This is a genomic window from Microbispora sp. CSR-4 (genome assembly GCF_008033685.1).
Taxonomy (GTDB): Bacteria; Actinomycetota; Actinomycetes; order Streptosporangiales; family Streptosporangiaceae; genus Microbispora.
In genome coordinates this window covers 1-367 of the sequence record NZ_VJVX01000303.1, presented here as the reverse complement: position 1 = coordinate 367, position 367 = coordinate 1, and the positions used below count along the sequence as shown (strand labels likewise).

Here is a 367-nt window from a genome sequence, read left to right as displayed (position 1 = left end):
AGGATCCCGGCCACCGCGATCGGCAGCGCCACCGCGGCGCAGACCACGAGCGGCACCCGGTCACCGACGAGCAGGTACGCGGCGTAGAGCAGAGCGCCGGTGCCGACCAGGATGACCACCTGGCGGGCGGTGAACCCCGCGACGATTTTGTCTTCCTGGTCCACGTCGGCGGGGATGCGAACCGGCTGCACCCAGCTCATCGGCCCTCATCTCCTGTGGGGTTGGGGGGCGGAGTACGGCGATCCGCTGCGTCGTGCGCGCCTCTGGCGACGCCCTGCGAGGGGTAGACGGGAGGCCGGAACATCACCGGCGGGACCGGTGGGCGGGCAGGCCGTGATGGGCTGTTCTGGGTGCGGAGCCGGTACAT

Annotated in this window: 1 protein-coding gene; it reads right to left on the bottom strand. The window is 71.4% G+C overall.

Going from position 1 to position 367, the window contains the following annotated elements:
- The coding region (locus FLV34_RS39905; protein WP_147945644.1) for a PrgI family protein at positions 1-200 on the bottom strand (200 nt) is incomplete at its 3' end.
- Positions 201-367 lie beyond the last annotated feature (167 nt).